The sequence below is a fragment of the Burkholderia sp. AU16482 genome, assembly GCF_002223285.1.
GTDB classification, from domain to species: Bacteria; Pseudomonadota; Gammaproteobacteria; order Burkholderiales; family Burkholderiaceae; genus Burkholderia; species Burkholderia semiarida.
Genome location: NZ_NKEY01000006.1, coordinates 857,404 through 878,738 on the forward strand (window position 1 = coordinate 857,404; position 21,335 = coordinate 878,738).

The 21,335-nt window shown below is 69.7% G+C and carries 18 protein-coding genes and 2 pseudogenes; 10 read left to right on the forward strand and 10 right to left on the reverse strand.

The genetic code is table 11. The features are described from left to right. Window positions 1-21 precede the first annotated feature (21 nt). Window positions 22-867, forward strand: coding sequence for an SH3 domain-containing protein (locus CFB35_RS21255; protein WP_059582331.1), 846 nt, complete (start codon window positions 22-24; stop codon window positions 865-867). 121 nt (window positions 868-988) lie between these two features. On the opposite strand, the gene ilvD is transcribed toward CFB35_RS21255, so the two are convergent. The 5 genes from ilvD to CFB35_RS21280 form a co-directional block, all read right to left on the reverse strand. Continuing rightward, entirely contained in the window at window positions 989-2,848 is a 1,860-nt protein-coding gene (ilvD, locus tag CFB35_RS21260) for a dihydroxy-acid dehydratase (protein WP_059582328.1), read from the reverse strand. Between the two features lie 304 nt (window positions 2,849-3,152). Next, window positions 3,153-4,175: an Ldh family oxidoreductase gene (locus CFB35_RS21265; protein WP_059582324.1), complete on the reverse strand. Its 1,023-nt coding sequence runs from the start codon at window positions 4,173-4,175 to the stop codon at window positions 3,153-3,155. Further along, a complete protein-coding gene (locus CFB35_RS21270) occupies window positions 4,168-5,760 on the reverse strand; it encodes an aldehyde dehydrogenase (NADP(+)) (protein ID WP_059582321.1) in 1,593 nt (530 codons plus the stop codon). The genes CFB35_RS21265 and CFB35_RS21270 overlap by 8 nt, the downstream gene beginning before the upstream one ends. A gap of 83 nt (window positions 5,761-5,843) precedes the next feature. Beyond that, window positions 5,844-7,469, reverse strand: coding sequence for an APC family permease (locus CFB35_RS21275; protein ID WP_059582319.1), 1,626 nt, complete (start codon window positions 7,467-7,469; stop codon window positions 5,844-5,846). A 234-nt stretch (window positions 7,470-7,703) separates the two neighbouring features. Continuing rightward, entirely contained in the window at window positions 7,704-8,624 is a 921-nt protein-coding gene (locus CFB35_RS21280; protein ID WP_059582316.1) for a dihydrodipicolinate synthase family protein, read from the reverse strand. 251 nt (window positions 8,625-8,875) lie between these two features. Between CFB35_RS21280 and CFB35_RS21290 the strand changes: the two genes are divergently transcribed. From CFB35_RS21290 to CFB35_RS21325, 8 genes and pseudogenes are all read left to right on the forward strand, one after another. Further along, window positions 8,876-9,808 carry a 4-hydroxyproline epimerase gene (locus tag CFB35_RS21290; protein WP_059582314.1) on the forward strand — a complete coding sequence of 311 codons (933 nt, stop codon included), beginning with the start codon at window positions 8,876-8,878 and terminating at the stop codon, window positions 9,806-9,808. Continuing rightward, on the forward strand, window positions 9,805-10,932 hold the full coding sequence (locus tag CFB35_RS21295; protein ID WP_059583062.1) for an FAD-binding oxidoreductase: 1,128 nt from the start codon (window positions 9,805-9,807) through the stop codon (window positions 10,930-10,932). Before CFB35_RS21290 ends, CFB35_RS21295 begins: the two co-directional genes overlap by 4 nt. A gap of 127 nt (window positions 10,933-11,059) precedes the next feature. Further along, window positions 11,060-11,293 (forward strand): 2Fe-2S iron-sulfur cluster-binding protein, encoded by a 234-nt coding sequence (locus CFB35_RS21300; protein ID WP_059582312.1) that lies wholly within the window; start codon window positions 11,060-11,062, stop codon window positions 11,291-11,293. Beyond that, complete coding sequence (locus CFB35_RS21305) at window positions 11,290-12,558, forward strand: FAD/NAD(P)-binding oxidoreductase (protein ID WP_059582310.1); 1,269 nt, start codon at window positions 11,290-11,292, stop codon at window positions 12,556-12,558. The genes CFB35_RS21300 and CFB35_RS21305 overlap by 4 nt, the downstream gene beginning before the upstream one ends. A gap of 393 nt (window positions 12,559-12,951) precedes the next feature. Next, complete coding sequence (locus tag CFB35_RS21310; RefSeq protein WP_059582307.1) at window positions 12,952-13,302, forward strand: metalloregulator ArsR/SmtB family transcription factor; 351 nt, start codon at window positions 12,952-12,954, stop codon at window positions 13,300-13,302. Further along, window positions 13,292-13,726, forward strand: a complete 435-nt coding sequence (locus CFB35_RS21315) for a YeeE/YedE family protein (protein WP_060009452.1) — start codon at window positions 13,292-13,294, stop codon at window positions 13,724-13,726. The genes CFB35_RS21310 and CFB35_RS21315 overlap by 11 nt, the downstream gene beginning before the upstream one ends. A 1-nt stretch (window position 13,727) precedes the next feature. After that, window positions 13,728-14,150: a DUF6691 family protein gene (locus tag CFB35_RS21320; RefSeq protein WP_059582301.1), complete on the forward strand. Its 423-nt coding sequence runs from the start codon at window positions 13,728-13,730 to the stop codon at window positions 14,148-14,150. Window positions 14,151-14,169: 19 nt separating this feature from the next. Beyond that, window positions 14,170-14,454 (forward strand): annotated as a pseudogene (locus CFB35_RS21325) (PLP-dependent aminotransferase family protein); the annotation flags it as partial. Window positions 14,455-14,538: 84 nt separating this feature from the next. Here the strand turns inward: CFB35_RS21325 and CFB35_RS21330 are convergent. The 3 genes from CFB35_RS21330 to CFB35_RS21340 all read right to left on the reverse strand — a co-directional run bounded on the left by CFB35_RS21330 (window position 14,539) and on the right by CFB35_RS21340 (window position 17,750). Beyond that, window positions 14,539-14,817, reverse strand: a complete 279-nt coding sequence (locus CFB35_RS21330) for a hypothetical protein (protein ID WP_006495044.1) — start codon at window positions 14,815-14,817, stop codon at window positions 14,539-14,541. Window positions 14,818-14,913: 96 nt separating this feature from the next. Continuing rightward, the gene (locus tag CFB35_RS21335; RefSeq protein ID WP_373453021.1) at window positions 14,914-16,227 is read right to left on the reverse strand and encodes a cytochrome-c peroxidase; all 1,314 of its coding nucleotides are present in this window, start codon (window positions 16,225-16,227) and stop codon (window positions 14,914-14,916) included. A gap of 59 nt (window positions 16,228-16,286) precedes the next feature. Continuing rightward, a complete protein-coding gene (locus CFB35_RS21340; RefSeq protein WP_059582295.1) occupies window positions 16,287-17,750 on the reverse strand; it encodes a metallophosphoesterase in 1,464 nt (487 codons plus the stop codon). 170 nt (window positions 17,751-17,920) lie between these two features. Here CFB35_RS21340 and CFB35_RS21345 point away from each other — a divergent pair, with 170 nt between their 5' ends. Beyond that, entirely contained in the window at window positions 17,921-18,769 is an 849-nt protein-coding gene (locus CFB35_RS21345; protein WP_059898140.1) for a class I SAM-dependent methyltransferase, read from the forward strand. Window positions 18,770-18,877: 108 nt separating this feature from the next. Here CFB35_RS21345 and CFB35_RS21350 read toward each other — a convergent pair whose 3' ends face one another. Beyond that, entirely contained in the window at window positions 18,878-19,189 is a 312-nt protein-coding gene (locus CFB35_RS21350; RefSeq protein WP_059582288.1) for a hypothetical protein, read from the reverse strand. Then, window positions 19,186-21,191: pseudogene (locus CFB35_RS21355) on the reverse strand (BCCT family transporter). The gene CFB35_RS21350 and the pseudogene CFB35_RS21355 overlap by 4 nt, the downstream one beginning before the upstream one ends. Window positions 21,192-21,335: the final 144 nt, after the last annotated feature.

Here is a 21,335-nt window from a genome sequence, read left to right on the forward strand (position 1 = left end):
GGCGCGGCGCGGGAGAGCATCATGTTGAACACGATTGTCCGAAGTCTGTGCGTCGTCCTGGCCGGCCTCGCGGCCGTGCCGGGCGTCGCCGATGCGCAGAGCAGCGCTTACACGAATTCGCCGGCCGAGCTGTTTGCGGGGCCGGCGCCCGATTATCCGGTGGTCGCGCAGATTCCGCCCGGCACCGCGCTGGACGTATTCGGCTGCCTGAGCGACTACACGTGGTGCGACGTCGCGCTGCCGGGCGTGCGCGGCTGGATCGATGCGCAGTTGCTCGACTATCCGTACCAGGGCAACTATGTGCCGCTGCTCGAGTACGGCGCGATCATCGGTGTGCCGGTGACCGGATTCGCGATCGGCGCGTACTGGGACCGCTATTACCGGCACCGCCCGTGGTATCCCGACCGCGATCGCTGGGCGCGCCGTGCGGAGCCGCGGCTCGGTCCCGGCGGCATGCCGCCGGGGCAAGGGCGGCCGCGGCCGGGCGCACCGATGCAGGTCGCGCCGGCCGGCCCGCCGCCCGTGCATGACACGCGGCCATCGGCCACGCGCGGCGGCTGGAACGGCGCGAATCGCGTGCCGCCACCGGCTGCTCCTGCACCGACACCGATGCCGGGTGGAGTGGGTAATGCGCGCCCGGCCAGCCCGCCAGCGCCGACCCCGATGCCGGGTGGGGTGGGTAATGCACGTCCGGCCAGCCCGCCGCCGGCCGTGCCGCGCCCGTCATCGCCCATGCCGGGCGGCGAGGGCCACATGATGCCGCCGCCGGTGCGGCAGGGGGGCGGCGGTTATGCGCGGCCGCAAGGCGGCGGAAATGGCGGCGGTAATCGCGGCGCAGGCGGTGGCCCCGACGAACTCCGTCACTGAGGGCGCCGGTGCCGCGGCTTCTCCGGGCAACGGACGAAAAAAAGCCGCTCCGAAGAGCGGCTTTCGGATCGGGCGAACGGGAAGCGGGCAAGCCGCTACCCGCCGCCTGTAGCGCGTCGCATCAGTCGTCGAGCAGGGACAGGTCGCGTACCGCACCCTTGTCGGCCGACATCACCAGCTTCGCGTATGCCTTCAGCGCCGCGGACACCTTGCGCGGACGCGGCTGGGCGGGCTTCCAGCCCTTCGCGTTCTGCTCCTCGCGGCGGCGCGCCAGTTCCTCGTCCGACACCAGCACGTCGATCGTGCGGTTCGGGATGTCGATGCGGATGCGGTCGCCGTCGCGCACGAGGCCGATCGCGCCGCCCGCTGCCGCTTCCGGCGAGCAGTGGCCGATCGACAGGCCCGACGTACCGCCCGAGAAACGGCCGTCCGTCAGCAGCGCGCATGCCTTGCCGAGGCCCTTCGACTTGATGTAGCTGGTCGGGTAGAGCATTTCCTGCATGCCCGGGCCGCCCTTCGGGCCTTCGTAGCGCACGATCACGACGTCGCCGGCCTTGACCTTGTCGTTCAGAATGTTCTCGACCGCTTCGTCCTGCGATTCGGTCACGTGAGCCGAGCCTTCGAACACGAGGATGCTCTCGTCGACGCCGGCCGTCTTCACCACGCAGCCGTCGAGCGCGATGTTGCCGGTCAGCACGGCGAGGCCGCCTTCCTTCGAGAACGCATGCTCGTACGAGCGGATGCAGCCTTCGGCGCGGTCGAGGTCGAGGCTCGGCCAGCGCGTGTTTTGGCTGAACGCGACCTGCGTCGGAATGCCGGCCGGGCCGGCCAGGTAGAACGTGCGGACCGCTTCGTCCTGCGTGCGGACGATGTCCCACTGGTCGAGCGCGTCCTTCAACGTCGGCGCGTGGACGGTCGGCACGTCGGTGTGCAGCTTGCCGGCGCGCTCGAGCTCGCCGAGGATCGCCATGATGCCGCCTGCGCGGTGCACGTCCTCGATGTGGTACTTGTTCGTGTTCGGCGCGACCTTGCACAGCTGCGGCACGGTGCGCGACAGGCGGTCGATGTCCTTCATCGTGAAGTCGATGCCGGCTTCCTGCGCGATCGCGAGCAGGTGCAGGATCGTGTTGGTCGAGCCGCCCATCGCGATGTCGAGCGTCATCGCGTTCTCGAACGCCTTGAAGCCGACCGAGCGGGGCAGCACGCGTTCGTCGTCCTGCTCGTAGTGCTGGCGCGTCAGTTCGACGATGCGGCGGCCGGCGCGCTTGAACAGCTGTTCGCGATCGGCGTGCGTGGCGACGACCGTGCCGTTGCCGGGCAGCGACAGGCCGAGCGCTTCGGTCAGGCAGTTCATCGAGTTCGCGGTGAACATGCCCGAGCACGAGCCGCAGGTCGGGCACGCCGAGCGTTCGACTTCGGCGACGTCGGCATCCGAATACGACTGGTCGGCCGCGATCACCATCGCGTCGACGAGGTCGAGCTTCTTCAGTTCGATGGCTTTGGTGACCGGGTTCGCGAGGCGCGTCTTGCCGGCTTCCATCGGGCCGCCCGACACGAAGATCACCGGAATGTTCAGGCGCATCGCGGCCATCAGCATCCCCGGCGTGATCTTGTCGCAGTTCGAGATGCATACCATCGCGTCCGCGCAGTGCGCGTTCACCATGTATTCGACCGAGTCGGCGATGATGTCGCGGCTCGGCAGCGAGTACAGCATGCCGTCGTGGCCCATCGCGATGCCGTCGTCGACCGCGATCGTGTTGAATTCCTTCGCGACGCCGCCCGCGGCTTCGATCTCGCGCGCGACGAGCTGGCCGAGATCCTTCAGGTGCACGTGCCCGGGCACGAACTGGGTGAACGAGTTGACGACCGCGATGATCGGTTTCGAGAAATCGTCGTCTTTCATGCCGGTGGCACGCCACAGCGAGCGCGCACCTGCCATGTTGCGGCCGGCGGTGGAGGTTTTGGAACGGTAAGTGGGCATGGTGAAAGCTGAAGAAATATCGCGGGAAAAGGGTGGAGGCTCGGGAATAAAGGCCTCTCTCGCGCCCGTGCGAACAACCTCTTGAGCTGCGCCCTGGGCAAACTTCGCGATTATCCCACAGCCGCCGGGCCCGTGGCGCCGGCGGGAGCGGGCGAGCGGCGCGCCGGCCAGGGGCCATGCTCGCCCGGCGCGCCCGGGCTCGCCGGCACGCAGCCCGACGCAGGTCATTGCCGGCGCAACGGGCGCGCGGCTTCACCGCCCGTTCTGCCGATGGTGAAGCCGCGCCGTGCGGCTCGATCGCGCGTCAATCGAGCAGCGTCAGGATCTCGTCGTACAGCGCCTTCGGAATCCGCACGCCGTTTGCGATGCTGCGCGCGCGGGCGTCGAAGCGCCGTTGCGACGGCAGTCGCGCGCCTTGCGCGACGATCGATTCGAACATCCGTTCGCCGCGCGCGAGCCCCGCGTCGAGATCGTCGCCGAGAAACACCTTCGGGTCGAACGCGATCACGAGCTCGCCGTGGCAAGGCGTCGCGCCGACGCCTTCGTCGAAATCCATCGATTCCCGGCTCGTCATGTCGCCGATCAGCGCGCCGCCGAGCAGCTCGACCATCGCCGCGAGCGCCGAGCCCTTGTGCCCGCCGAACGTGCGCATCGCGCCCTGCAGCGCGGCTTTCGGGTCGGTGGTCGGCTGGCCGTCGGCGTCGATCGCCCAGTGCGGCGGAATCGTCTTGCCCTGTTTCGCGTGCAGCTCGATGTCGCCGCGCGCGATCGCGCTCGTCGCGAAATCGAACACGAACGGCTCGCCGCCCGGGCGCGGCCATGCGAACGCGATCGGGTTGGTGCCGAACACCGGTTCGCGGCCGCCTTCCGGCGCGACCCAGCTATGGCTGGGGTTCATCGCGATGCCGACCAGCCCTTCGGCGGCGATCGCCTCGACCTCGGGCCACAGCGCGGAGAAGTGGTAGCAATGGTTGATCGCCATCGCGGCGATGCCGTGCTGCTTCGCCATCTCGACCAGCACGGGCAGCCCGGTCTCGAAGCTCAGCAGCGAGAAGCCGCGATGCGCGTCGACCGCGACGATCGATGACGACAGCCGGCGCAGCGTCGGCACGGCTTGCGGATCGACCTTGCCTTTTTTCAGCGAGCGCACGCAGACGAGCAGCCGGTACACGCCGTGCGAATGGCACTCGTCGCGCTGGCCCTGCGTGATCACGTTGGCGATGGCGTGCGCATGCGCGTCGGACATCCCGTTGTGCGTCAGCACGCGCAGCGCGAGTGCGCGCACTTCATCGAGCGACAGGACGACTTCGGTTGCGCGCTCAGCCATGGTTCACCTCGCGCGGGGCGGGCACGCCGTCGATGCGTTGCGGCACGTGCAGCGGATTGCCGCTGCGAATCGCGTCCGGCAGCAACGCGTCCGGCACGTCCTGGTACGACACGGGGCGCAGGAAGCGCTCGATCGCGCGTGCGCCGACGGACGTCGTGCGCGTGTCGGACGTCGCCGGGAACGGGCCGCCGTGCACCATCGCGTGGCCGACCTCGACGCCCGTGCCGAAACCGTTGACGAGAATGCGGCCGGCCTTGCGTTCGAGCGTCGGGCGCAGCGCGGCGAACAGTGCCGCGTCGCCGTCGGCGAGATGCGCGGCGATCGTCAACTGACCTTCGAGCGACTTCAGCACGCGATGCAGCGTGTCGGCGTCCGCGCAGCGGACGATCAGCGACGCGGGGCCGAATACTTCGTCGCGCAACTCGGGGTGGGCGATGAACGCATCGGCGGACGTCGCGAACAGCGCCGCGCGGGCCTGGTGACGGCCGCCTTCCGCGCCTTCGGCCAGCAGCTCGACCGCATCGTGATCGCGCAGCGCCGCGACGCCTTGCGCGTAGCTCGCGTGGATAGCCGGTGTCAGCATCGTCTGCGCGGCGACGGCACGCACGGCATCGGCCGCCGCGGCTTCGAATGCGCGCAGCGCGGGGCCGTCCACCGCGAGCACGAGGCCTGGATTCGTGCAGAACTGGCCGGCGCCGAGCGTGAGCGACGCGACGAACTGCGCTGCGATGGTGTCGTGACGGGCGTCGAGCGCGGCGGGACACAGCAGCACGGGATTGATCGAGCTCATTTCCGCATAGACGGGAATCGGCTCGGCTCGCGCGGCCGCGATATGCATCAGCGCGACGCCGCCGCGGCGCGAGCCGGTGAAGCCGACCGCCTTGATGCGCGGATCGGCGACGAGCGCCTGACCGATCTCGCGCGATGCGTCGAACAGCAGCGAGAACACGCCGGTCGGCATCCCGCATTCGCGCACGGCCTGCTGGATCGCGCGGCCGACGAGTTCCGACGTGCCCGGATGCGCGGAATGCGCCTTGACGATCACCGGGCAGCCGGCCGCGAGCGCCGACGCCGTGTCGCCGCCGGCCACCGAGAACGCGAGCGGGAAGTTCGACGCACCGAACACGGCGACGGGCCCGAGCGCGACGTTGCGCAGGCGCAGGTCGACGCGCGGCAGCGGCTTGCGCTCGGGACGCGCCGGATCGATCCGCGCGTCGAGAAAGCCGCCGTCCCGGACGAGCGACGCGAACAGCGCGAGCTGCCCGACCGTGCGGCCGCGTTCGCCTTCGATGCGTGCGCGCGGCAGCCCGGTTTCGACGACGCAGCGCTCGATCAGGTCGTCGCCGAGCGCCATGATGTGGCGGCCGATCGCGTCGAGGAACGCGGCGCGCGCGTCGGGCGACGTTTCGCGATAGGTGTCGAACGCGTCGTCGGCGAGCGCGCACGCCGTTTCGAGGTCGTGCAGGCTCGCGCCGCCGAACGCCGGTTCGAGCGGTTCGCCGGTGGCGGCGGCGAGCGCGTGGAGGGTGCCGTTCTGCCCGGTGACGGCCGACGGGCCGATCAGGAGCTGACCTGTGAGTTGCATGGTTTTCCTCGGAAAAGGCAGGGCCGGGCGTACTGCGCCCGGCCGTTGGAAGGGGAAAAGGGCTGAAAAAGGGCGCGGGCGCGTCAGTCCTCGTCGTCGTCGAGTTGCAGCTTGTCGGCGCGCACGCCGGTGTTTGCGCCCCAGTAGTAGATGACGAGCGCGACGGCCGCGACGACGACCGTGTCGTACGGATGCGCGAGCCGGCCCGTGCCGCCGAAGCCGCCGAGATACGACAGCACGATCATCGCTGCATAGAACGCGATCAGCCACGCGGACGAACGCACCTGCTCGGCGAGGCTCAGCTGCGCGGTCGGCACCCAGCGGCGGCACGCGAGATAGATGACGAACATCACGATCTGCAGCCCGAGCAGCCAGGACACGGTGCTCCAGCCCGACCAGTAGACGATCAGCGCGGCGATCACGAACGACGCGGGGCCGGTGACGCCGAACGCGCTGGCGCGGAACGGCCGCGGCAGGTCGGGCGCGGTGCGGCGCAGCGCGGCGACCGACACGGGCGCGACCGCATAGCTCAATACCAGCGCGGCCGACACGATGTTGATCAGCGCTTCCCACGACGGAAACGGCAGCGTCCAGAAGATCGCGAGGCCGAACGTGAGCCACAGGCCCGCGCGCGGGATGCCCGACGCTTCGTCGACGCGTGTGAACACCTTGAAGAACGTGCCCGTTTTCGCCCAGCCGTAGACCACGCGCGGCGTCGCGTTCATGTAGATGTTGCCGCAGCCGCTCGGCGAGATCATCGCGTCGGCGACGACCATCACCGCGAGCCAGCCGACGCCGAGTGCAAGGGCGATGTCGCGGTACGGCAGTGAGAACGCCTTGCTCACGTCGTGCCAGCCGGCGGCGAGCATGGCCGTCGGGATGCTGCCGATGAACGCGAGTTGCAGCAGCACGTAGATCAGCGTCGACAGCAGGATCGACAGGATCAGCGCGATCGGGATCGTGCGCTGCGGATTGCGCACCTCGCTCGCGACCGAGACGATCGGCGTGAGCCCGAGATACGCGAAGATGATGCCGCCGGCCGACACGGCCATCTCGATGCCCGGCATGCCGAACGGCGCGAAGCCGTGCACGGTCAGGTTCGCGGGCTTGAAGAACGTGAACAGCACGCCGATCACCGCGAGCGGCACGATGAACTTGAAGACGCTGATGATGTTGTTCGCCTTCGCGAACGTCTTCACGCTCGAATAGTTCAGGTAAAAGAAGAAGCAGAGCAGCGCCGCCTGCACGAGCCAGCCGAGTGTCGTCGGGTCGCTCGATCCTTCGATCGTCAGGCCCGGAAACCACGCGGCCGCGTACTGGCGCGCGGCGACCACTTCGATCGCGATCAGGCTCGAGAACGCGATCAGCGTGATGAAGCCCATCAGGTAGCCGAGCAGCGGGCCGTGCGAGAACACCGGGTAGCGCACCACGCCGCCCGCGCGCGGCAGCGCGGCGCCGAGTTCGCAGTAGACGATGCCGAGCAGCAGCACCGCGAAGCCGCCGAGCAGCCACGAGAAGATGCCGGCCGGGCCCGCGATCGTCGATACGTGACTCGCGGCGAACAGCCACCCCGAACCGAAAATGGCGCCGAGACCGATGAACGTGAGATCGGTCAGCGACAGCTGTTTCTTGAACTTGCCGTGACCCGCGTCGGGGCGCGCGGAACGGGAAAGCGGGACGGACGGGTGTGCGTTGCCTTGGCCTGGCATGGGCTTGTCTCCTGGAGGGAATATCGGCACAGGCTCGATGTGCGCCGCGCTCCGACGGAGCAGTGGCGCTCGCCTGCAGGCCGGCGTCGCCCGGTTCGAACGACCGGGGCGGGCCGCGGCCCGTTCACGCGCGGCGTGACGCCGGGGTGGGCGTGAACGGCCCGCGGGCCATGCCGGACCGGAGACGGCGGCGCGTAGCGGGGCAAGCCCGCGCGCCGCCGCCGGGGGCGTCGATCAGAGACCGACGTCGGGCAGCACCGGGCGCGTTTCCAGCGCCTTCGCGACGATCGCCTTCACTTCCGCGAGCGTGTCGCCTTGCAGCGCGAGGCGCGGCGGACGCGTGATCGCGCTGCCGCGGCCGACCAGCTCTTCGCACAGCTTGATGCACTGCACGAGGTCCGGGCGTGCGTCGAGGTGCAGCAGCGGCATGAACCAGCGATACAGCGCGAGCGCTTCGTCGAAGCGCTTCTGCTTCGCGAGGCGGAACAGCGTTTCGCCTTCCTTCGGAAATGCGTTCGACATGCCCGACACCCAGCCTTCGGCGCCGACCGCGATGCTCTCGACCACGACGTCGTCGAGGCCCGCGAACAGCACGAAGCGATCGCCGACCGCGTTGCGCAGGTCGATGAAGCGGCGCGTATCGCCCGACGAATCCTTGAAGCAGACGATGTTCTCGCAATCCTGCAGCGCGATCAGCACGTCGGGCGTCACGTCGTTCTTGTAGATCGGCGGGTTGTTGTAGACCATCACCGGCAGGTCGGTGCTCGTCGCGACCGCGCGAAAGTGCGCGGCGGTTTCGTGCGGTTTCGCCGAGTAGACGAGCGCGGGCATCACCATCACGCCGTCGACGCCGACGCGCTGCGCTTCGCGCACCGTGTTGCGCGCGAATTCGGTCGTGAATTCAGCGATGCCGGCGATCACGGGAACCTTGCCGCCGGCCGCGTCGCGTGCGGCTTCGATCACCTGGAGCTTCTCGCTCGTCGACAGCGACGTGTTTTCGCCGACCGTGCCGCAGACCACGAGGCCCGACACGCCGTCGTTCACCAGGTTCTTGACCACGCGGTGCGTGGCGTCGATGTCGAGGGAAAAGTCCGGCTTGAACTGCGTGCTGACGGCCGGGAAAACCCCGGTCCACTGAATGGCGTTTCGGCTCACTGAAATCTCCTACGTGTTCGTATCGGTCGGCCGACAGGTGTCGGTGTGGCAACCAGTATCGCCGCGCAAACGCCCATCACGCTTGAGTCGTATCGCGGAGCAAAATGACGAAATCGGCACAGCGGCCGGCAGGGGCGCCGGGGGCGCGTGGCACTATGCCGATTTCGTCGTCGTCCTCATCGAAAAGCCACAAGCGGACGGACGCGCGACGGAGGAAGCTATGCTCCTTTCCCCACTTCGGACGGCTCATGATGAAGCGCATCCAGATCATCGATTCGCACACGGGCGGCGAACCCACTCGGCTCGTCGTGTCCGGCTTTCCGTCGCTCGGCAACGGCACGATGGCCGAGCGTCGCGACGTGCTCGCGCGCGAGTACGATCGCTACCGCACCGCGTGCATCCTGGAGCCGCGCGGCAGCGACGTGCTGGTCGGCGCGCTGCTGTGCGAGCCCGTCTCGCCGGACGCGGCGGCCGGCGTGATCTTCTTCAACAATAGCGGCTACCTGGGCATGTGCGGGCACGGCACGATCGGCGTCGTGCGCACGCTGCATCACATGGGCCGCATCGCGCCGGGCGTGCACCGGATCGAGACGCCGGTCGGCACCGTCGAGGCGACGCTGCACGACGACCTGTCGGTCAGCGTGCGCAATGTGCCCGCGTATCGCCACGCGCAGGCCGTCGAAGTCGACGTGCCGGGATACGGCCCCGTGAAGGGCGACGTCGCGTGGGGCGGCAACTGGTTCTTCCTGGTCAGCGACCACGGGCAGCACATCGCCGGCGACAACGTCGCGGCGCTTACCGCGTATGCGTCGGCCGTGCGCGCAGGGCTCGAACGCGCGGGCATCACCGGCGCCAACGGCGGCGAGATCGACCACATCGAGCTGTTCGCCGACGATCCCGCGCACGACAGCCGCAGCTTCGTGCTGTGCCCGGGGCTCGCTTATGACCGTTCGCCGTGCGGCACCGGCACCAGCGCGAAACTCGCGTGCCTCGCGGCCGACGGCAAGCTCGCGCCGGGCGCGGTGTGGCGGCAGGCGAGCGTGATCGGCAGCGTGTTCCACGCGAGCTACGAGCTGGCCGACGGCGGCATCGTGCCGACGATTCGCGGCAGCGCGCATCTGAGCGCGGAAGCGACGCTGCTGATCGAGGAAGACGATCCGTTCGGGTGGGGCATCGGGTCGTGAGCGAAACGAAGACCGACGTCGTCGTGATCGGCGCCGGCATCGTCGGCGCGGCGTGCGCGCACGAACTCGCGCGGCGCGGGCTGCGCGTGCTCGTCGTCGACGACGCGAGCGGCGGCGCGACCGGCGCAGGCATGGGGCACCTCGTCGCGATGGACGACAACGCGGCCGAACTCGCGCTGAGCCATTACTCGATCGAACTCTGGCGCGCGTTGAGCGGCGAGATGCCCGACGGCTGCGCATACCGCAATTGCGGCACGCTGTGGCTCGCGGCCGATGCGCACGAGATGGATCTGGCGCGCGCGAAACAGGCGACGCTCGCCGCGCACGGTGTGGCCGGCGAGCTGATCGATGCGGCAGCGCTCGCGCGACTGGAGCCGATGCTGCGCGCGGGCCTCGGCGGCGCGCTGAAGATTTCCGGCGACGCGATCCTCTACGCGCCCGTCACCGCGAACTGGCTGCTGCAGCGCGCGCCGCGCATCACGTTGCGTCGCGACAGGGCCGTCGCGGTCGATGGCCCGAGCGTGATGCTCGCGAGCGGCGACGTGCTGCGCGCGGAGCGTGTGGTCGTCGCGAACGGCGTGGCGGCGCGCGCGCTGCTGCCCGAACTGCCGCTGCGCCCGAAAAAGGGCCATCTGCTGATCACCGACCGCTATCCGGGCCACGTGTCGCACCAGCTCGTCGAGCTCGGCTATGCGGCGAGCGCGCACGCGAGCGACGGCACGTCGGTCGCGTTCAACGTGCAGCCGCGGCCGACCGGTCAGTTGCTGATCGGCTCGTCGCGCCAGTTCGACACCGAGGATGCGCAGGTCGAGCCGCCCGTGCTCGCGCGCATGCTGCGCCGCGCGGCCGGCTACCTGCCGGATCTGGCCGAGCTGAACGGCATCCGCGCATGGACCGGCTTCCGCTCCGCGAGCCCTGACGGCCTGCCGCTGCTCGGCGAGCATCCGTCGCGCCCGGGCGTGTGGCTCGCGGTCGGGCACGAAGGGCTCGGCGTGACGACCGCGCCGGGCAGTGCGCGGATCGTCGCCGCGCTGATGGCCGGCGAGCGGCCGCCCATCGATATCGAACCGTATTTGCCGGGACGCTTCTTGAGCGCGTCCCGCGTAGCCGGAGCGCTGACATGAAACGACCCCCACGTTCACTTCGTCCGCTGTCGACCGGAGTTGGCGCTTCGGCGCTGGCGTCGGTCCCATGCAAGGCGTCCCCCGCGAGGGCGGTCAGCCGCCTTGGGGCGGCCCGGCGGAGGCTGACATGATCATTCATCTGGACGGCCGCGCGATGACGGTGGCCGATGGCGCGACCGTCGCGGCCGCCGTCGCGGCGAGCGGCGACGACACGACGCGCGTGTCGTGCACGGGCGCGGTGCGTGCCCCGTTTTGCGGGATGGGTATCTGCCAGGAGTGCCGGATGACGATCGACGGCCGGCGCCGGCTCGCGTGCCAGACGCTGTGCCGCGACGGCATGCAGGTGGAGCGCACGCGATGAAACAGGAACGATTGAGCGTCGACGTCGCGATCGTCGGCGCGGGCCCGGCCGGGCTGTCGGCCGCGCGGGCCGCCGCACGAAGCGGCGCGACGGTTGCGATCGTCGACGACAACCCGCGCGCGGGCGGGCAGATCTGGCGGCAGCCGGCAGCAGTCGCACCGACGCCGGCCGCGGCCGCACGCCTCGCCGTGCTGCGCCAGCCGAACGTCACGCATCTCGCGGCGACGCGCATCGTCGCCGAAACGCAGCCGGGCACGCTGCTGCTCGAAGACGACGAACGCGGGCGGCTGCTCGATTTCCGGACGCTGATTCTCTGCTGCGGCGCGCGCGAGCTGCTGCTGCCGTTTCCGGGTTGGACGCTGCCGGGCGTGACCGGCGCGGGCGGCGTGCAGGCACTGATCAAGTACGGGCTCGACGTGCGCGGGCAGCGCATGGTGATCGCAGGCAGCGGGCCGCTGCTGCTGGCGAGCGCGGCGACGGCCCGGCAGGCCGGCGCGCGCGTATCGCACGTGCTCGAACAGGCCGCTTGGCGCGACGTGGCCGGCTTCGGTACGGGGCTGTGGCGCTGGCCGTCGAAGCTCGCGCAGGCCGCGAAGCTCGTCACGACCGCGTATCGGCCCGCTGCGTACGTCGTCGAGGCGTTCGGCGACGAGCGGCTCGAACGCGTGCGGATCCGGCACGGCGATCGCGAATTCGACGTCGACTGCGACCGGCTCGCATGCGGCTTCGGCCTCGTGCCCAATACCGTGCTGCCGCGGCATCTCGGCTGCCGGATCGAGAACGACGCGGTGGCCGTCGACGCGCACCAGCGCACGAGCCGCGACGGGTATTTCGCGGCGGGCGAGTGCACGGGCGTCGGCGGCAGCGAGCTGGCGATGGTCGAAGGTGAGATCGCGGGCTACGCGGCGACGGGGCAAACGGCACTGTTGGCCGCTCTCGTCGCCCGGCGCGCGCACTGGCAGGCTTTCGCGGATGCCGTGCGTGAGCGCTTCGCGATCCGCGAACCGATCCGCCGGCTCGCGCGGCCCGACACGCTGCTGTGTCGTTGCGAAGACGTGCGGTTCGACGCGGTCGCGCGGGAACCGGGCTGGACGGCCGCCAAGCTGCAGTCGCGTTGCGGGATGGGCGCGTGCCAGGGGCGCGTGTGCGGCGCGGCCGCGCAGGCGCTGTTCGGCTGGACGCCGCCCCTGCCTCGCACGCCGCTCGTGCCCGCGCGGATCGGCACGTTGATGCTCGACGGCACGGGGGCCTGCGACAGCGCATGATGCGTGACGCTGGCGGACTGTGATGAAGCGGCCCCGGTTTGCGCCGGGCCGTGCCGCTCCTTCCATCTTTATTTCACCTTCACTTTTCCTGGCCGCCGGCCTCGGCTCGCCACCAGCGCGCAGGCGATCGAGCGTCGTGGGCATGGGCACGGGTGGCGGCTCCTTCTGTCGCGGTGCCAGTTCATCGACACAGTGCCCGCGCCGTCGAGCTCCATCGGCAGGATGCGATCGCAGTTCAACTGCATGAGGCGCCGCGCGGCGGGGCCCGCGTGACGGTAGGCAAGGAGGTCTGATTGAGGGTGATCAACCGAATTGCCGATCCGGCAAGCAGCGGGAAAAATAACAATATACAAAATAATATAATATTGATTCTTTAATCATATCCCTCCGCCGATGAACGACGATTTCCCGGCCGGGCTACCCGGCCCCGACCAGATGCGCGCCGCCGCCGGATCGGCCTGTGCGCTCCTGAAGGTGATGTCGAATCCCGACCGTCTGCTGCTGCTGTGCGAACTGTCGCAGGGCGAGCGCTGCGTGAGCGATCTCGAGGCGCGCCTGGACATCCATCAACCGACGCTGTCGCAGCAGCTCGGCGTATTGCGGGACAACGCGCTGGTTCGTACGCGCCGCGAAGGCAAGGCGATTCACTATTCGCTCGACAGTCCGGCCGCGATTGCGGTGATGGGCGTGCTGTACGAACAGTTTTGCGGGGCGACCGTGAAGGAGGTACGCGATGCAGATTGATGCGCTTCATTTCACGCCGTGGCTGTCGCTCATCGGCGGCGTGATGATCGGGTGCGCGGCCGTGTGGCTGGTCGCGTTCAACGGCCGGATCGCCGGTATCAGCGGGATCGTCGGCGGCCTGCTGACGGCGGGCCGTGCAGAGCGCGGCTGGCGCGCGGCGTTCGTCGCCGGGATGATCGTCGCACCCGTCGTCATGCGTTTCGCCGGGAGCAACTCGATGCCGCAGGTCGACGCCAGTTGGCTTGACGTGATGGCGGCCGGGCTGCTGGTCGGGATCGGCACACGATACGCGGGCGGCTGCACAAGCGGCCATGGTGTATGCGGAATTTCGCGCGGGGCGCTGCGCTCGGCGGTCGCGACGGCGACCTTCATGGTCGCCGGCTTCGCGACCGTGTTCGTGCGGCTGCACGTTGCGGGGGGCTGACATGCAGGCAGGATTCGCGTTTCTGGCAGGGCTGCTGTTCGGCGTCGGCCTCATCGTGTCGGGTATGGCCGATCCCCGGAAGGTGCTCGGTTTTCTCGACCTGGCGGGCCGCTGGGATCCGTCGCTTGCGCTCGTGATGGCGGGCGCGATCGGCGTTGCGGTGTTCGGGTTCGCGTGGGCGAAGCGCCGCACACGGTCGTGGCTCGGCCTGCCGATGCAGTTGCCCGCGCAGCGGGCGATTACCGTGCGCCTCGTCGCGGGAAGCGCAGTATTCGGCATCGGCTGGGGGATTGCCGGGTTTTGTCCCGGCCCTGCGATCGTGTCGATCGGCTTCGGAGTGGCCGAGGGAATCGGGTTCGTCGTCGCAATGCTGGCCGGAATGGCGTTGTTCGAATGGATCGAGCGACGGCGGAATGGGCCGTGAGGCTGGTGCGGCGGCTGCGCTGGAAGCGGGCGCCCGTCACGTCGTGCGTTCGTCCATCGCCGCGATGAGCCAGCCGCCCCGCGGGATGCTGTGGATCGCGTTGGCGGAAGGCGTGCGCTCCGATGTGTTGTTCGACGCCGCGCTCGCGCATGGAGTCAAGATCGCGCCCGGTTCGATCTTCTCGAATGCGGGCCGTTTCGACGGCTATATCCGGCCCGGCTGCGCGCGCGTATTCGATGCGGCGCACGAGGCGGCGTTCGACACACTCGGCCGCCTCGTACGGGAAGCCATGGCGGCCGGGTAAGCGCGACGGCGCCGGCCGGTCGGACTTCCGCATACGCGAGTGCGCCGGCCGGGCGCGGTACCGAAGCGGCAAGCCTCCGCCATTTCATCGGCCGACCGCGTGCGTGGCGAGGTGCTGGCGAATCAGCGACAGGTAACGATCGCCGACCGAGAAATCGCGTGCCGCGCGCGGCCGGGCGGCGGCCGGCCGCAGCGTGGCCGGCGCGCTCATGCCCAGATACCGGCACACGGCCGACGGAAAGGGCTTGCGCGTATGCCCGAGCTGACGCGCCGCGCGTTCGACGCGGGCATCGCCGACCTGGGCACGAAGCCACGCCAGCACTTGGCGATCGGTGTCGTTGACGATACGGACCAGATGTTCCATCGCGCACCTCACTGTTCATAAATACAGTACTGTAAATATAACCAGTGTTTGCGGGAACCGCAAGCGGCGGCGCGTCGGCTGGCCGTTCGGCCAGGGTCAGCGCGCCGGCGCGGCGGTGCGCGTGAGCCGGGCGGCGGCCGCTGCCGGTCCGGCGATGCCCGTATACCGCGCATCGGTCAGCGTGCCGAGAAACGCGACGATATCGTCGATTTCCGCGTCGGTCAGCGCGGGCGGCGTACCGGGCCGGCGGTTCATCGGCGTCGAGTTGACGTTGATGTTGCCGCGATAGGCGGCCGGCACGTCGTCGAACGTTCGGGCGCCGTGATACCAGAAGCCCGGATCGGTCGAGCGCGTGTTGTAGAACGCGACCGCGTCGCGCAGCGTCGTGAACACGCCGTTGTGCATGAACGTCTGCTTGACCGCGACGTTGCGCAGCCCCGGCGTGCGCAGGTAGCCGCACCACTGCGTCGGTTCGGGCCAGCGCAGCCGCCGCGCGGTGTCGCACAGTCCGTTGTCGAAGTGGCGCGGATCGCGGTTCGCCGGCAGCGCACGGTTGCGCGGCACCGCGATCGCGTCGTAGCCGAAATCGGTGAACAGCGAGCGCTCCGGGCGGCTCGACGTGTCCGACAGCGTATGGCAGGTCATGCAATTGCCCTTGTCCGGATTCCGGAACAGCGCGAGCCCGCGCATCTCGGCCGGCGCGAGCGGCTTGCGCGTGCGCAGGAACGCATCGAAGCGCGACGTGAACGGCGCCATCTCGTCGCTCTGCAGATAGGCTTCGACGGCCGAACCGAGCGCGCGCACCAGTCGCTCGGGATCGCGCCGCACCGGCGCGCCGAAGCGCGCGGCGAGATCGGTCGCGAGTTCGGTCGCATTCACCTTGCGCAGCAGCGCGGCCGGCGACCGGTTGTTCATCTCGTTCGGATCGAACAGCGGCCCGCGGATCTGTTCGGCGAGCGTATCCGCGCGGCCGTCGCTGAACAGGCCGCCGAACGGCGACGGCGCGGGCGCATCGTCGTCCTGATAGAAGTGGCGGCGCGGCACGTAGCGCACGTACAGCAGCGACGGCGCATTGCGCTGGCTGAAGCGCCCGGGCCGGCTGCCTTCCGGCACGCCGGGCCCGGCGAGCGACGCGGCCGACAGCGTCGGCGCGAACGCGCGGCCCGGATCGTGGCAGCCCGCGCAGGACATGCCGCGCGGCTCGGACAGCCGTGCGTCGAAGAAGATCCGGCGGCCGAGCGCGACGAGCGTCGGGTCGGGCGCGAAGCGCGCGGTGGCCGCATCGATCTTGCCCGTCACCTGCGGCGTGCCGTTGCCGATCGTGTCGACGACGCGCGACGGCGGCGCGCCGGGCAGCAGGACCGTTTCGGCCGGCGCGGCGTGGGTCGCGAGCGTCAGGCCGGCGAGCAGGGTAGCGGCAAGCGTGTGCAGACCACGTACGCCCGGCCCGTCACGTCGAACTTCGTCACTCACGGCGCGATGAACCCCGTCTTGTCGCAGGCGAGCGTCCTGCCCGACTGATTGCACGACGCCAGGAGCTTGCCGGCCGCCGAATACGCATGGAACACCCAGCCCGTTGCCGGGGCGGCGTTGCGCTCCATGATCAGGAAGCCGAAGCTGTTGTTGTGCGACAGCCGCTCGATCACGGCGCCCGGCGCGGGTGTCAGGCCGGCCGGGAACGGGTCGGGCAGCGCGACGTCGAGGTTGTCGCCGCCGTTGCCGGACACGATCGTCGCCGGGTGCCCCGACGAGAAGTTGATCGCCTGGAAATCGTGCACGTGGCCGTGCAGCGCGACGTGCACGCCCGGCGGGTAGTACGCCTGCGCGTTGAGGCTCGACATCACCGACTGCAGCGCGAGGTTGCCCGGCGCGGGTGTGCTTCCGGCGATCGGCGCGAATGCGAGAATCGGATGATGGTTCGTGAAGATCGTCGTCGTCATGCCGGGCTTCGACGCGAGCGATGCGACCGTCTGGAACTGCTTCTGGTAGATGCCGAACTGCGCGTCGGTGGTCTTGAGCGGCGTGCGGCCGACCTTCGCGGTGTCGAACACGATCACCTGCGAGCCGTCGCCGAGTGAAACCGCATAGGGCTCCGAATAGTTCGCGTCGTTGTCGTTGGCCGGATCGTCGCACGAGCGTGCGGCGGAGTACGGGCGCGGGTCGAGGAAGCGGAACCAGGCCTGGCCCGCCCGCGCGCATTCCTCGTGGTTGCCGCGCACGACCACCCACGGCGCCTTCGCGAGCAGCGGCGCGGCCGGGCGGAACAGGTCGGCCTGCCACGTATCCCAGCCGTAGCCCCACGGGCTGTCCTTGCAGCCGGCGATGTCCGGCGGGCATGCGTTCTCGCGGTAGTGGTAATCGCCGACGTGCAGCACGAGATCGGGCGACAGCTTCGCGACGCTGGCCGCGATCGTGCCGAGCGGCCAGACCGCGGCGTCGTTGCACGCCTGCCATGCGTTGTCGGCCTTCTTCATCCGGCAGCCCGTGTCGGCGATGATCGCGATGCGCCGCGGCTGCGCTTTCGGCAGCGGCAGCGTGCGGCCCGCGACGCTCGCCGCCTGCGCGCCGGCGGGCAGCGTGGCCTCGCAGACGGACACCGGGAAGCTCGACGGTTTCGAATCGGCCGGGTCGCTGGCGGTCGGCCGCTGGGCGACGGTCGCCGCGCCTGCGCGCAGCGCCATGCGCGACAGCTTGCCGTCGACGGTCAGTTGCGGGCATATCGGATCGCCGGCCGACGCGGGCGTGTAGTTTGTGATGACGCGCGCGATCGCCTGGTTCGCATCGCCGATCTCGACCCATGCGGCCTGGACGTTGGCGGACGCGCTGGCCGGATCGTCCGGCGTATCGATGTGATTCGAGCACGCGGACAGCGCGGCGAGGGCAACAAGCGGGGCGCAGCGCACGAGCAGCGCGCGCGAGAGGATTCGTCGCATGGGAAGGGGAAGCGCCGTAGGAAAGCCGTCAACGATACGCAGCGCGAATGTAAGAAATGTGAAAAGCGCGGCGCGACAGCGCGCATGAACGGGGCAATCGACCTTGACTTCAAGCCGGCTTGAAGCAGTACAGTCCGGTTCGTCATCAACGAATCGGAAGGGAATCGACGATGGAAGCCAACCGGCCCAACGAAGCGCAATCCGCGCTATGGAACGGTCCGTCGGGGCGCGCATGGGTCGATGCGCAGGCGCTGATGGACCGGATGTTCGAGCCGTTCGAAACGCTGCTGGCGGATGCCGCGGCAGCGTCGTCCGCAATGCACGTGCTCGATGTCGGCTGCGGCACGGGCGCGGTCACGCTCGCGATCGCGCAGCGGCTCGGCGCGGGCGCGCAGTGCACGGGCATCGACATTTCGGCGCCGATGATCGACGCTGCCCGCGCGCGTGCCGAACGCAGCGGCGTGCGCGCCCGTTTCGTGTGCGCGGACGGGCAGACGCATGCGTTCGAGCCCGCCAGCGTCGACCTGTTCGTGTCGCGCCTCGGCGTGATGTTTTTCGACGACCCGGTGCGGGCGTTCGCGAACCTGCGGCATGCGGCGCGGCCCGGCGCGCGGATGCGGTTCGTCGCGTGGCGCGGCGCGGCCGACAACCCGTTCATGACGACGGCCGAGCGGGCGGCCGCGCCGCTGTTGCCGAACCTGCCCGCGCGCCAGCCTGGTGCGCCGGGGCAGTTCGCGTTCGGCGAGCGGCAGCGGATCGCGTCGGTGCTGTCGGATAGCGGCTGGGCCGACGTCGCGATCGAGCCGGTCGACCGCGCGTGTGCGCTGCCGGCGTCCGCGCTGGGCGACTACATCGCTCGGCTGGGCCCCGTCGGCCTCGCATTGCTGAAGACGGACGAAGCAACGCGGCAGCGCGTGATCGACACGACGCGCGCGGCGTTCGAGCCGTACGTGCATGGCGCCGAGGTGCGGTTCGATGCGGCGTGCTGGCTGGTGACGGCGCGCGCGCCGTCTGCCTGACGTGTAGCGTGAACGCTGCGGAAGTGGATCAGGGAAGCCCTGGCCGCCCGTCCGCGCCGGGATGACGCGCACCCGTGTGACGAAGCAGGGCCGCGCGACGTGCGTGCGTCAGCGTTGGCGCGCGCGCAGCATCAACCACGCGCAACCACCGGCCGCAAGCACGAGACCGAGCAGGACGGCCTCCACACCGAGCGCGAAACCGGGCGGCATTTCGCCGCTGTTCGGCACCGGCGCCAGGTTGCCGGCCATCGCGATTGCGCCGCCGGCGAGCAGCGCCGCGCAGACGATCCAGTAGACCTTGCCGCGCGGCGGCGCCGCGCGGATTCGCCACAGCGCGATGGCGCCGCCGCCGAGGTACAGCACGGCGAGCGTGCCGAGCGCGATGACGTCGGCCGCGCGGCTGTGCAGTAGCCCGCTCATTCGGCCTCCGTCGCGTGCCCTGGCGCGCGGCTCAGCAGATGCGTGCGCGTGTCCGCCGCGAGCGACACGTATCGTTCATATTGGCGCAGCACGTCGGCAATCACTTCGTCGCCGCGCAGGTATTCGACGTCATAGCCGAGCCGGCCATCCTCGAAGAACGTGACGATGCCATACACGTGCGTACGCGACGCGTCCGGCTCGGCCGCCTCGCGCACCAGGAACGCGGCCGCGGATTTCGCGGTGACGCGCACGCCGTACACGAAATCGCGATGGTCGGCGGTCGGCACGGTGAGCCGCACCGCATCGTCGCTGTCGCGCTGCACGTGCGCATCGACGCCGCTCGCGCGCAGCTCGTCGGCGACCTTGCGCAGCGCGGGCTCGACCGTTTCCGCGACGAACTGGCGCGCCTCGGCCTCGGTCGTCTGACGCAGGATGTGCGTCAGGCGATGGCGCCAGTGCTGGCCGGTCCAGAAGCTCGTTGCCGGCGCGACGTCCTGCGAATAGTGCGCGCGGTCGGCCGCGAGCCCGCGCCACAGCCCGTAGCAGAGCGCGAGCATGATGAGGGCAACCGGCAGCGCGGCGATCAGCGTCATCGCCCGCCCGCGACGAGCAGCACCGCGGCCGTCACGCCGAGCAGCGCGGCCCAGAACAGCCGCTGCCAGACCGGCGAATGCGCGCTGCCGCGCGTCGCGATCTGGTCGATCACGAACGCGCCCGAATCCGCGGACGTGACGAAGAACACCGCGATCAGCACGATCGCGACGATCGACAGCAGTTGCGGCAACGGCAGGAAATCGAAGAAGCGGAACAGCAGCGCATCGACGCTGGTCGCCGTCTGTGCGAGCGCGCCGGCCGCGCCGTGCGTATCGAGCCAGATCGCGCTGTTGCCGAACACCGTCATCCACACGAGGTTGAACGCCGTCGGCACGAGCAGCACGCCGATCACGAACTGGCGGATCGTGCGGCCGCGCGAGATGCGCGCGATGAACATGCCGACGAACGGCGACCACGACACCCACCACGCCCAGTAGAGGATCGTCCAGCCGCCGAACCAGCCTTCCTCGCGCGGCGGCGCGTATGCATAGGTGCGGAACGACAGGTCGACGAGGCTCGACAGGTACTGACCGATGTTGTCGGCGAGCGCGCGCAGCAGGAACGCCGTCGGGCCCGCGATGGCCACGAACGCGAGCAGCAGGAACGCGAGCAGCAGGTTCAGCTCGGACAGCCTGCGCACGCCCTTGTCGAGGCCGCTCGCGGCCGACAGCCCCGCGAGGATCACGACGAGCGCGACGAGCCCGAGGCGAAACGTATTGCCGCCCGTATCCCAGCCGGCGACCGTATGCAGGCCCGCGCTCAGCTGCATCACGCCGTAGCCGAGCGTCGTCGCGATGCCGGCGACCGTGCCGACCAGCGCGAACGCATCGACCGTGTGGCCGATCCAGCCGTCGATGCGCTCGCGCAGCACCGGATACAGCCCCGAGCGCAGCGTCAGCGGCAGGTTGTAGCGGAAGCCGAAGTACGCAAGCACGAGCCCCATCAGCCCGTAGATGGCCCAAGCATGGAAGCCCCAGTGGAAGAAGGTCATCAGCATCGCCTCGCGCGCGGCGTCGGGCGTGCCGAGGGCGACCGTCGGCGGCTTCAGGAAATGCTGCATCGGCTCGCCGACGCCGAAGTACATCAGCCCGATGCCCATGCCGGCCGCGAACAGCATCGCCGTCCACGACACGAAGCTGAATTCGGGTTCGGCATCGTCGGGGCCGAGCCGGATCTTGCCGAAGTCGCTGGCGGCAATCAGCACGAGAAACACGAGGAAGCCGGTGACGGCGAGCACGTAGAACCAGTCGAAACGTGCGATGACCCATTGCTGGCCGGCGAGGAACAGCGCGCCGGCTTCGCTCGGGTGCAGCGCGCACACGACGAGCAGCGCGCCGATCACGGCGAGCGCGGGCAGGACGACCTGCGGCTTGAACGTCGTGCGAGGCGAGGGACGGAGATCCGGCATGGCGGGTATCCAGTTGTGGGCGCAACGACGCGCAACGCCGCCCGGCGCGCACGTCGCGCGTCGGACCCTGATACGGCATGCGTCGAGTGTACCGCGGTGTCAGGACTGCAAGAACGGGTATGCAGAGGGAATCGAACCTGACGA

Coding starts and splice junctions, on each gene's coding strand:
- CFB35_RS21255 (WP_059582331.1), top strand. CDS start 22: ATGTTGAACACGATTGTCCGAAGTCTGTGCGTCGTCCTGGCCGGCCTC.
- ilvD (WP_059582328.1), bottom strand. CDS start 2,848: ATGCCCACTTACCGTTCCAAAACCTCCACCGCCGGCCGCAACATGGCA.
- CFB35_RS21265 (WP_059582324.1), bottom strand. CDS start 4,175: ATGGCTGAGCGCGCAACCGAAGTCGTCCTGTCGCTCGATGAAGTGCGC.
- CFB35_RS21270 (WP_059582321.1), bottom strand. CDS start 5,760: ATGCAACTCACAGGTCAGCTCCTGATCGGCCCGTCGGCCGTCACCGGG.
- CFB35_RS21275 (WP_059582319.1), bottom strand. CDS start 7,469: ATGCCAGGCCAAGGCAACGCACACCCGTCCGTCCCGCTTTCCCGTTCC.
- CFB35_RS21290 (WP_059582314.1), top strand. CDS start 8,876: ATGAAGCGCATCCAGATCATCGATTCGCACACGGGCGGCGAACCCACT.
- CFB35_RS21300 (WP_059582312.1), top strand. CDS start 11,060: ATGATCATTCATCTGGACGGCCGCGCGATGACGGTGGCCGATGGCGCG.
- CFB35_RS21305 (WP_059582310.1), top strand. CDS start 11,290: ATGAAACAGGAACGATTGAGCGTCGACGTCGCGATCGTCGGCGCGGGC.
- CFB35_RS21310 (WP_059582307.1), top strand. CDS start 12,952: ATGAACGACGATTTCCCGGCCGGGCTACCCGGCCCCGACCAGATGCGC.
- CFB35_RS21315 (WP_060009452.1), top strand. CDS start 13,292: ATGCAGATTGATGCGCTTCATTTCACGCCGTGGCTGTCGCTCATCGGC.
- CFB35_RS21320 (WP_059582301.1), top strand. CDS start 13,728: ATGCAGGCAGGATTCGCGTTTCTGGCAGGGCTGCTGTTCGGCGTCGGC.
- CFB35_RS21330 (WP_006495044.1), bottom strand. CDS start 14,817: ATGGAACATCTGGTCCGTATCGTCAACGACACCGATCGCCAAGTGCTG.
- CFB35_RS21340 (WP_059582295.1), bottom strand. CDS start 17,750: ATGCGACGAATCCTCTCGCGCGCGCTGCTCGTGCGCTGCGCCCCGCTT.
- CFB35_RS21345 (WP_059898140.1), top strand. CDS start 17,921: ATGGAAGCCAACCGGCCCAACGAAGCGCAATCCGCGCTATGGAACGGT.
- CFB35_RS21350 (WP_059582288.1), bottom strand. CDS start 19,189: ATGAGCGGGCTACTGCACAGCCGCGCGGCCGACGTCATCGCGCTCGGC.